The sequence below is a fragment of the Pseudomonas sp. NBRC 111131 genome, from assembly GCF_001320525.1.
GTDB lineage: Bacteria > Pseudomonadota > Gammaproteobacteria > Pseudomonadales > Pseudomonadaceae > Aquipseudomonas > Aquipseudomonas ceruminis.
In genome coordinates this window covers 1-9,125 of the sequence record NZ_BCBH01000064.1, presented here as the reverse complement: position 1 = coordinate 9,125, position 9,125 = coordinate 1, and the positions used below count along the sequence as shown (strand labels likewise).

The window sequence follows — 9,125 nt, the reverse complement described above, 5'->3', positions numbered from 1 at the left end:
CCACGTTGGTGAAGTTGGTGGAGGGGTATTTGCTCTTGAGCGTGTTGATCACGGTCATGATCTCGATGTCAGCGGCAGCTGCTGGCGCTGCAACTGCTGCTGGAGCGGCTGCTGCTGGAGCGGCTGCTGCAGGGGCCTGAGCCGCCTCTGCTGCGGGCGCAGGGGCCTGGGCGAATGCAGCCAGCGAGCAACTGGCGAGAGCGATAGCAACAGCGAGCTTTTTCATCGTCAACCTCAGAATTGGAAATGATGCAGATAGATTATGTGTACGTGTGAACATATACTAACAATACCGTCAACGCGTGACTATACGCAGCCAGTATTAAATGAGAGTTATGGAAACCGTACAGCCGCCATCTCACCCGTTGCAGCAGCTGCACCAGGCCTATCGCGTCATCAACGAGCGCTTCTTTTCTGGGGCATTGCCTGGCTGTGAAATCAGATTTTCGACACGGCTAGGATCCGATGGCCACTATCGGCCTGGCGCTCTTCCGAGTGGTGAGTTCTGCCCGGCCCTCGACCTGATCGCTATTGGGGCGCACCTATCGAGCAGCAAGATGATCGAATCGCTGGCGCATCAAGCCTGTCATCAGTATCGCCAGCATGCCGGGCAGCCCCCGCGGCGGGCATATCACGACCAGGTCTGGGCCGATAAGATGGTTGAAATCGGCCTGCAACCGTCCAGTACCGGTCTGCCGGGTGGTCGAATGACCGGGCAAAAGGTGTCGCACTACCTGGTTGAGAACGGGGGAATGAGTCTCCTCATTCGTGAGCTGCTCGATCAAGGTCTGGATATCACACTCGCTGCAGCGGTCGGTCCGGGCGGCGGGCGCCGAGGTGCGAGAAAACAAGCCTGGGCACGAACGAAATACACGTGCGCGGGCTGCAAAAAATCTGTCCTTGGTGGTGACCAGTACAACCTGGTGTGTGGTGATTGCCAGCTGCCTCTAGCGCCAGAACTCGCCTCTGGAGGGGGCCTCGAAAGCGAAACGCCCTCGACGGGTGGACTGCTACATCCTGCGCCCGGTTCCCGGACCCAGTCGGCGGCATAAAAAAACCCTCGAACCATTGGTTCGAGGGTGTCGGTGTAGCAGTTAAGCTGTGCTGGTGAGTCGCAAGAACTCGGCCGACTACGTGCGCCGAGGTGCCTCCGTTACGTTGTCTGCCGGAACTGGAATGCCGTAGTGCTCGGCATCGTGATACAGCGTCGAGTTGGGGTTGAGGAACGACAGATCATCTACGACCCAGCGACCACCATTGCTCCCCCCTACGAGGTAACAGCATTTGGTGCCGGCAGGTACGTCAACCTGGTAAACGGTGCGGCCTACCTTGAATTCGACTGAAGCGGCGTTGATGGTCTTGCCCAGTTTTGCGACAGGGGTGCGGGTGCTCATGTGTATCTCCTGAAAGGCGTTTTTTGCTGGCAGATCAATAGGTGAACAAGTCACCCGCCGAACCATTGCCGTTGTTGAACTTCGTACCGCGAGGCACCTCGAACCAGCTGTAGCCGTTGTAAACCTCTAACTTCCCGTCACACACACGGGCTTTGAAGTAGCGCTCACCCAGCTGCGGGTGGTAGGCGTAGATACCCGCCCCCTTCAACAGGTGATCCTGAATCTTGTTGCGTGCTTGAACTGCGGTGAGAGTGGCCATCGCCTGCTCCATACATGTGAGGTGCCGGGGCACCGTGCCGCCATCAGGCGTTGAACTTGCCTAGGGAGATGCGTTTCATGCCCGCGTAAATCCACAAGAAAAAACCCGGCGCTTGGCCGGGTTGGATGGAGCGTTTTTAAGCGTGTAGCTGGTAGCTACCCGTTACCTTGGTGCCGCGCATGGCGCTGTAGTAATTGACGCGTTCGATAAAGGGGATGGCCTTCAACGCGGTTGAACAGAAGCCATGCGTTGAACGAATGGTTTCCAGCGTGTCTCCGGTTGATAGCTCCCAGAGGAAGATGGTGCCCCCATTGGCATGAACTGCTGCTTTGCGGGTGATCTGGGCGCCTTTCATCAATCGCGAGGCTTCGATGATGGGATGCATACCGCCACCCGTCACTTAGCTTTTGCGTTGGCGACGAACGATTCGAGCTCCTTGACGGTCGACCCGAAATTAACCTTCTCGCACAGCACTTCGATCTCTTGGGTTGACAGAGGGGTGAGCTGACCGGCGTTGCTTGCGATATCAAGCAGGCCGGGGGCTGCAGACGCACCACTCCGGAGAAACTCCTGGTAGTGGCGAAGTGCAGCGAGCATCGTACCTTGCTCACGGTCACCGACCAGAACTGCAGTTTGAGTTGCTTGGATTTTCTGGGACATGCTGATCTCCTGGATGAAGCAGGTCTTGCGATGACCTGGTCCATGGAGATGTTGAGCATCGAGCAATAAAGTGGAGGGAGGTATGAGTGGCAGCGGGTGAGAGCGGTGGAGACCGCGATCTCGACTAGGCCGGCGATCGGCCCGCGGGGCAAAGGCAAGCGTCAGTGCTTAAGTTAAGTAGGTGCCAAGAATCGAAACAGGACCATGGCTAAAGAAAAGCTGATCACCCGAATATCCGAGATCGCTGAATCACTCAACGAGCGCCAGCGTGCCTACCTCATTGTGGCGTATGACGAAGACCAGCGAGCCGAGGAAGTGAACTCTGGGCCAGGCTCCGCCCCAGCGAGTCAATGGCGGTGGCTGGAGTATGGTCCTGACGGACGGGTCCGAAAGATGACGTACGATGGCCCGTTACGATACGCACTCGCTGAAATGAAGCTGGTCGGTCATGGCGCCGGCTCAACGTGGCACTCCCTAGAAAACCGAGGATTGTTGAGCACGGATCACCGGCCGATAGGCATGGGCGACTTGCTCTCTCTATTTGTCAGGCTCACAACTGACGGCAGGAGGGTAGCCAGGGTGCTCAAAGGCCTGCCAATGCAGAAGCCTAAAATTGACGCGGCCAGCAAGCCGATGTCGCTTACTGCCCTGCGCATTCTGCACCAGGGACAACAGCAGCCCACTGAGTACCTCGATCCGTTCGAACCATGGATCGGGCGAAGCTACTATCCCCCTCCCCTGGTCGTGCTTGGCATCGCCCGTGGACTAGCGAACAAGGGGCTTCTGGTAGCTGATAGGCGAAAACTCAGCTTCAAAATCTCCGCTGCGGGCTTGGCTGTCGCGATCGAGGAGGCTGAAAACTGGAAGCCGTTCGCCCGGCCGGCATATGGTGAGCCAGGCTGGATCGAGGATGTATTGAGCAAAGTGCGGTCATAGCTTGCTAATGCCTGGCGCTGATCATTGGCAAACGGCTCGACAGATTTACGAATCAGATTATGGGCAGCTCCATCAGCGTCTATGAGTGCAAGGGCGCCATTTCACTCACCTTGACCGGAGCCGCCGTCTTCAGCAGGTTGATGCTGTACCGTCATTGGGAGCAGTACCGCCAGCAGCTTCCACACTATGATTGTTACTGCCACGCCAACCACGAGACCAAGGCTAGCTCGCACCAACAGTGTCCAGTCGTTGGGCCCATTCAAGAGTTCACCAGGCGCCAGCAGGGACGAAATACCCAGCAGCTCATTGAGCTCTGTCGGGTACACGAAGATGCTGCAGACTAGCACTGCCCAAAATCCGACTTCGCCGGCCGTCTTTCGCGCACGCGAATATGTTGAACTGGTCATGGTGACACCTTGCTCTGCCCTGCCTCGGCTTCGAATTCGGTAAGCGCCTTGGCGTACATATCAGGATGCTGTTTGTCGAAGGCCGGCATATGCTCGGTTTCAACCCACTGACCGCGGACCTCGCCTTTAGCGAGCCACGGTCTCTTACTACCTGACGGCTGGGTCCACGCGCTGACGCCAATGCCGAATGACGCGATTTGTTTGGCGGTAATGAACCCTTGCTTGCGCATGAGGACCACTACTTTCAGTGCCGATTCTTTCCAGGGCGTGAGCCGCAAAGGTGATGGAACCCCTGCTGGCAGGTTTGTAACAATGGAGGGTACTCGGCAGCGCTCTGCAGGCGACCAGTCGAACATGCGTTCATCAGAGGCAGCACTGCGTTCTGCGTAGAAGAGCCGATGATCAAGTCCGAACGTGTGCACATAGCCCTGCGCTGTCCATGATTCATAAGGGCAGAGTACTTTGACACCAAGCCGACGGAGCATCTTGGCTATGCCGGCACTGGCATCGGTAATTTTGCTGACGATGACCAGGCGATGATCTGGCCCCGGGCTTTCCCAAAAGTCGTCCCCGTGATTGGGCAGGATCTGGTCGGCGACTTTGGCATTCAGCGAAAGCTTCGCCTCGACGCCAATTTGACGGCCATCGTCGTGCACCACCAGCACATCGAACCCCGCTGCTTCGGGGTAACACGTCCACCCCGGGATCTGGTTGAACTCTTTGATGAACACCTCGCAGAGCGTCGACTCTTTGCTGATGGTTGGAGGCTTTTCCCGGCTGATGGGCTGCATGCTGAGCTCGGCATGCCCCCGACGCTGCTGCTGTTGCTGGGAGAGTATGGTGGCCATCATTGTCCCTCTTGGATGGATGCAGGTGTCGGCCACCTGCGAGGTCCGGAATGCGAGTTCGGTGGTTATGAGAGCCTGGTGAGCTCAATCAGCGAGCGTTGCTCGGAAGCCTGGCCAGATGTACCGGCACACCAAGACTTGAAGCGCCTTGGCCAGTGCGAGCATGGCTACGCTACACGCAACACCGGCCCAACTTTTGGCTTGCTCCGGCGCAGGCGGCCATATCTGATGGGTAAACCACTCAGCCAACACCAGAGCTGCAATGGCCACCAGCAGCACCAGGATTGTTTTTGACTTGCCTATCCGGATTCGGAACCCTCTGGTACAGAAAAAGGCCAGGAAGAAAGCTGCGGTTCCCCAGTCGCTCATTAGAGCTGCGCCGGCGGGGCCGCCGACCAACATACCCAACACGGTGCTGATGAGGTGATAACCGGCAATGAATGCCGCGAGTGCCGTGTAAGGGCTCCCCCCCCTGAGGTTCGGAGATCTGATCGGAGTAGAACAGCTTCATGATTTGACCCTTGCTGGAGAAACAACGATTGATGGTTATCGGTGAGGTCGTACCGACTCACCATTTAACGCGTATCTATACGTTGAATGATTTTGAATGCTCGATTTGCGTTTGTCTATTCCGATACTACCAGTATCTTTAGGGCCGTGATGGGTGCGTATCAGGTGAGCCTTGTGGTGGTAATCTCCCGAAATGCATGGCTTTCCACCCACTGAACGCTGCGCCGGAGAAATTTATAGTTTCGTGTTGCAATGGCGCAATGTTCCGTGTTTAATAGGCCCCATGTAGGCGATCAAGCCTCAACCGACCCAATCTCCTGAAAGGCTGGGAAAATCAACCGAAAGGTTGAACTTGCGACCACAAGGCCCGCTACTTCGTAGTGGGCCTTGTGGTTTCTGGCGTTCGTGTATCGGGCGCGTCTCTCCCGCCGGGCCTGAGTGCTATAACATGAATGCATACGGCGCTTGTATTTTAAATGCTATCCTGTGCGGGTTGGTCATGCGGCCGACCATTAGTCCCCTTTAGGAGCACAGGATATGAGCATGAGCGAGAAGCAAGTCAGGGCGGAGGTCAACGGTGTCGGGGTGGGTTCTCTCTCGATGGAGAAGTACCAAGAGATGCGAAACCGCGTGCGGCGAGATCCTCGGACGTACGTCAAAGCCCTTATCGTTGTGATGAGCGCTTTGACTCGAACCCTGCGGGGAGCTGTTGCAGCCCTGCCAGCGGCCGTTTTGGGCGTGGTGCTGCTTGCGGTCTTGTTGGAGCCCGAAGCATTCACCAGTACCCTCGCAGCATTGCAGACTACTAGCCCTGCCGACATCACCGCGGCGCTGACCAGAATCATTGAGCTGGCGCGGTACGTGCTTGCTCCCCTGATCGGCCTCGTCGCATTGGTCTCGGCCTTCCGTGAAGTGCGGGATGCCTACCATGAGGATATTTGCCGCGAAGTCCGCATCGCCTTGAATGCGTCAGCCGTTGGCCACGTGTGCCTCAGCGTGTGCGACGTGGAGGCCGAGGCCCCTCAGTCCGCGTAAGCGTCTGCTGCCCTTTGGGCGGAGGTGATCACGCCTCTGCCTAGCCCCCCTTACTCCCCTTGTTCTGTGCCTTTGGTGGTCTGCCGCCACAGCTTCCAGGACTCATAAAGCCTCTCGGCCGACACGGGCTGTGCAAAGCCCATCCACTCCGCCACCAGGGCTGGCGTTTCCCCTCTTTCGAACAGCTCAGCCGCAAAGGTATTACGCAGGGTCTGTGGGCTCGCTCGGTGCTCAGGATCGCGAATGGCCTTCACCCCGGACTCGACGATCACGGCCTCGGTGATGCGGTTCACCGTCGACGGGTTGATCGCGGTGATTGTCCGACCGTTCTTGATCACTGGCGTGATGTCGCTGGGAAACACCAGGTCACCTTCGGTACCAGCCTGCAGGCGGATGTGCAGCCAGGTGGCCAGGGCCCGGGCGGCATAGTCGAATGGCTTGGTCCGGTGCTCAAACTTCGAATCCGCATAGGAAAGGGTGATCCACGGGGCGGCCTGTGGGGTGATGCAATTAACAGTCAGGCCAACAATGTCCTGCACCTTGAGACCAGCCCCGACACATAGGCCCACCATGGCCCGGTCCCGCGCCTCGCGCCAGCGGCCCCGGTCGTTTTGCGCCGTCAACGGCGCCACCAGGAGATTGGCAAGCAACTCAGCCTCCTGGGGCCGCAGAAAGCTCGTGGGGAGGTTGCCGTCAACATCCTTCCATTTGACCCCTTCAGCCCTCAATGCCTGCGCCGCGGGGTTCAGGAAGCCTGGCGCTTCCCTTTCCTTGAAGAGGTCGGCCAATACGCGCTGGATGAGCTTACGGTAGCGGTCGCGTTGCGGCCTATTGTTCACTCGCTTTTCGTTCTTCTCGATCTCCGGGGTTAGGCTATCGAGGAAGTCTGAAACATCGCTTGCATCCACTTCGTCTAATTTAATGCTTTTTTGCTCAATCCAGTCGACGAATCGGCCCCATTGCGCTCGGTACACCTCCGCGGATGACACTCGGATGCGGGCAGAGGTGCCCCTGCCCGCCTGCTGGCTGATCCAGTGGTCAAATGTCTCCTTGGGCCGTTCATTCCAAGAAGGATTGTCAGGTTTGAAGAGGTCTTCAGTAGCGCTCATGGGCGACTCCGGTGGTACAGGATGGACGGGAGCTAGGTCGGCCTGCTTTGACTGTTAATTGCATGTCCGTGGAGTGTAGTGGAGAACATTTGTACTCGTCTGGTTTTTTCACTGCCAGAATAGGGTCAAGCGCCGGCGCCGGGAGTGCGGGCCGAGATTGACCGGCGGCGTAAAGCGCACAGAACAAGGGAGGGGGGGTATTCGTGCGTGTTTCACATCCCTGATGGCAAGTTCAACTACTTTCAGGGATCCACCATGACCAACGCGCTGCTCTCCGGCTTCATTGATTTGCTGAAAACTGCCTCCCACGTGCAGCTGATGCTGCCTGGGCTCACCACGCTTTCCACTGCGGAGATTGAAGAAACTGATTCAAGCATCACTCAGGTTCGCCTGCTGTGGGGACAGAACTGCGAGACCCTGTTGTCGCCAGCCGTAATCGCGGCCGGTCAATGGGACGGTGATACGTTCAACTGCTCCGATAACTACGGTCGGCCTGTGAAACTGCAGATGCTGGCAATGACAACGCTCAAGCCCGCGGCCGCTACGTCCTGCGAGCTCGACCGCTTGTTGCGCGATGCGCTGGTCGAAGGCCTCAGCCGACAAAAGTCGGAAGGCACGCCCATGCGCAATGCGCTGCAGGTCGCTGTCTGGGAAGGTGCAAGTTCGGTGCGGCGGTTGTTGTTCCCGCAGATGCTGGAAACGCTGTCCCATCTCCAGGACGTTATCCTCAATGCGATCATACAGGGGGTGTGGGACTGGGACTTGATGCCGCAACTGCGTAATCAAGTAACAGCTGCACTCGCGGCCGATTACGGTACCGAGGTCACTTGGAGCCCGGATAACCTATACGACAACCTTGATAGCGATGAGATCATGGAGCTCTTCGGCGATCTCCGGAATTTCACTGAAACGCTCGAAGATGAATCCGAACTGGTGTGGAGGATTTTGGTTCTGGCAGTCAATCTATTGGATAAAAAACAACTTCACGAGTTGCTCCAGGGACTGCGCAAACGAATCGAAAACATCAACGACGACTTCCGCGAGCTATGCCCTTTGAGTGTCGATGAACTGTTGCGACTGATCGCAGGCCCTGAGGCTGCTGCCAAGGTTGCTTAACGCTCCACCCTGCCCCGACCGCGTGTCGGGGCTTTTCTTTGGGCAAAAGAAAACCGCCAGCCCGTAGGCCAGCGGTGGGTGGAGCGTTGAGTGGGGCTATGCCGATTGCAACACATAGCGTTTCTGCGGGATAAGCACGGTCTCTTCGACGACGTTCAGGCTCAGCAGGCTGATGAAGGTCGCTCGAATGTCGTCACAGGCACGATCAAATGCCTCGACAACCTCAACACGGCTCGCCAGCTGGTCCAGGGACCATTCCTGGAAATCCTCGTCCTGGTCAATCGCTTGGCCAGTTACACGAAGGGTTTTAGGTGGATGCTGGAAGTTGCGCCGACCGGCTTCTCCTTCAGCGCCACAGCGGCCACAGCGATTATCACCCTCGGTGCAAGCTTGGTGGTTACGCTGAGAGCAGTTTCGGCAGTAAGACTGATAGCCGGTTGGTTCCCAGCGGCTTTTCATGAGCACCAGGTAACCGCTCGATCGCCCATTGCTACTGATGGTGTATTCCCCGTTCATTTCCAGAACGAAGTCCTCGATAACCAGGGACAGCTCATCCCAGTAGTCGACATTGAGTAGATCAAAGGCCTTCTCCGTCTGCTCTCGATCCAAGCCAAGGGCATGGATCTTCACGCAGTGAGCGTAGCTTGTGGAGCGATTCCATTGGTTCATGGTGTCGTAGCGATAGTGGCCAGCCAAGAAGCTGATCATCGCTTGCCGATCGGTGCGGTCAACTGCTGCTTTTTGGAAATGTTGCATGGGGGAATCTCCTGTTGGCTGTATGACCGGAGATGTGCAACACAGGGCAGTAAACCTGACGCAGGCGCATTGAGGGTAATGGGACTGGGCTTCCC

Annotated in this window: 13 protein-coding genes and 1 pseudogene; 4 read left to right on the top strand and 10 right to left on the bottom strand. The window is 57.3% G+C overall.

The features are described from left to right. A pseudogene (locus APH34_RS29475) lies at positions 1-226 on the bottom strand (DsbC family protein); the annotation flags it as partial. Between the two features lie 109 nt (positions 227-335). Here APH34_RS29475 and APH34_RS27920 point away from each other — a divergent pair. Beyond that, on the top strand, positions 336-1,052 hold the full coding sequence (locus tag APH34_RS27920) for a hypothetical protein (RefSeq protein ID WP_054903739.1): 717 nt from the start codon (positions 336-338) through the stop codon (positions 1,050-1,052). A 78-nt stretch (positions 1,053-1,130) separates the two neighbouring features. Here the strand turns inward: APH34_RS27920 and APH34_RS27915 are convergent, their stop codons facing one another. From APH34_RS27915 to APH34_RS27900, 4 genes are all read right to left on the bottom strand, one after another. Beyond that, positions 1,131-1,394 carry a hypothetical protein gene (locus APH34_RS27915; RefSeq protein ID WP_023662257.1) on the bottom strand — a complete coding sequence of 88 codons (264 nt, stop codon included), beginning with the start codon at positions 1,392-1,394 and terminating at the stop codon, positions 1,131-1,133. Between the two features lie 34 nt (positions 1,395-1,428). Continuing rightward, the gene (locus tag APH34_RS27910) at positions 1,429-1,653 is read right to left on the bottom strand and encodes a hypothetical protein (protein ID WP_023662258.1); all 225 of its coding nucleotides are present in this window, start codon (positions 1,651-1,653) and stop codon (positions 1,429-1,431) included. A 136-nt stretch (positions 1,654-1,789) separates the two neighbouring features. Beyond that, positions 1,790-2,038 carry a hypothetical protein gene (locus tag APH34_RS27905; RefSeq protein WP_031325018.1) on the bottom strand — a complete coding sequence of 83 codons (249 nt, stop codon included), beginning with the start codon at positions 2,036-2,038 and terminating at the stop codon, positions 1,790-1,792. 11 nt (positions 2,039-2,049) lie between these two features. After that, entirely contained in the window at positions 2,050-2,313 is a 264-nt protein-coding gene (locus tag APH34_RS27900; RefSeq protein ID WP_023662259.1) for a hypothetical protein, read from the bottom strand. Positions 2,314-2,517: 204 nt separating this feature from the next. On the opposite strand from APH34_RS27900, the gene APH34_RS27895 reads away from it, so the two are divergent. Next, entirely contained in the window at positions 2,518-3,249 is a 732-nt protein-coding gene (locus APH34_RS27895; RefSeq protein WP_023662260.1) for a hypothetical protein, read from the top strand. Positions 3,250-3,350: 101 nt separating this feature from the next. On the opposite strand, the gene APH34_RS29470 is transcribed toward APH34_RS27895, so the two are convergent. From APH34_RS29470 to APH34_RS27880, 3 genes are all read right to left on the bottom strand, one after another. Continuing rightward, a complete protein-coding gene (locus APH34_RS29470) occupies positions 3,351-3,656 on the bottom strand; it encodes a hypothetical protein (RefSeq protein ID WP_016486936.1) in 306 nt (101 codons plus the stop codon). Further along, the gene (locus tag APH34_RS27885; protein WP_081259065.1) at positions 3,653-4,507 is read right to left on the bottom strand and encodes a hypothetical protein; all 855 of its coding nucleotides are present in this window, start codon (positions 4,505-4,507) and stop codon (positions 3,653-3,655) included. The genes APH34_RS29470 and APH34_RS27885 overlap by 4 nt, the downstream gene beginning before the upstream one ends. 81 nt (positions 4,508-4,588) lie before the next feature. Continuing rightward, positions 4,589-4,873 carry a hypothetical protein gene (locus APH34_RS27880; RefSeq protein WP_054903738.1) on the bottom strand — a complete coding sequence of 95 codons (285 nt, stop codon included), beginning with the start codon at positions 4,871-4,873 and terminating at the stop codon, positions 4,589-4,591. A 684-nt stretch (positions 4,874-5,557) separates the two neighbouring features. On the opposite strand from APH34_RS27880, the gene APH34_RS27875 reads away from it, so the two are divergent. After that, a complete protein-coding gene (locus tag APH34_RS27875) occupies positions 5,558-6,049 on the top strand; it encodes a hypothetical protein (RefSeq protein ID WP_177328660.1) in 492 nt (163 codons plus the stop codon). Positions 6,050-6,099: 50 nt separating this feature from the next. Here APH34_RS27875 and APH34_RS27870 read toward each other — a convergent pair whose 3' ends face one another. Next, complete coding sequence (locus APH34_RS27870) at positions 6,100-7,158, bottom strand: tyrosine-type recombinase/integrase (RefSeq protein ID WP_023662265.1); 1,059 nt, start codon at positions 7,156-7,158, stop codon at positions 6,100-6,102. A gap of 255 nt (positions 7,159-7,413) precedes the next feature. Here APH34_RS27870 and APH34_RS27865 point away from each other — a divergent pair, with 255 nt between their 5' ends. Continuing rightward, positions 7,414-8,274, top strand: a complete 861-nt coding sequence (locus APH34_RS27865; RefSeq protein ID WP_054903740.1) for a hypothetical protein — start codon at positions 7,414-7,416, stop codon at positions 8,272-8,274. A gap of 96 nt (positions 8,275-8,370) precedes the next feature. On the opposite strand, the gene APH34_RS27860 is transcribed toward APH34_RS27865, so the two are convergent. Beyond that, positions 8,371-9,030, bottom strand: a complete 660-nt coding sequence (locus APH34_RS27860) for a hypothetical protein (protein ID WP_054903737.1) — start codon at positions 9,028-9,030, stop codon at positions 8,371-8,373. Positions 9,031-9,125: the final 95 nt, after the last annotated feature.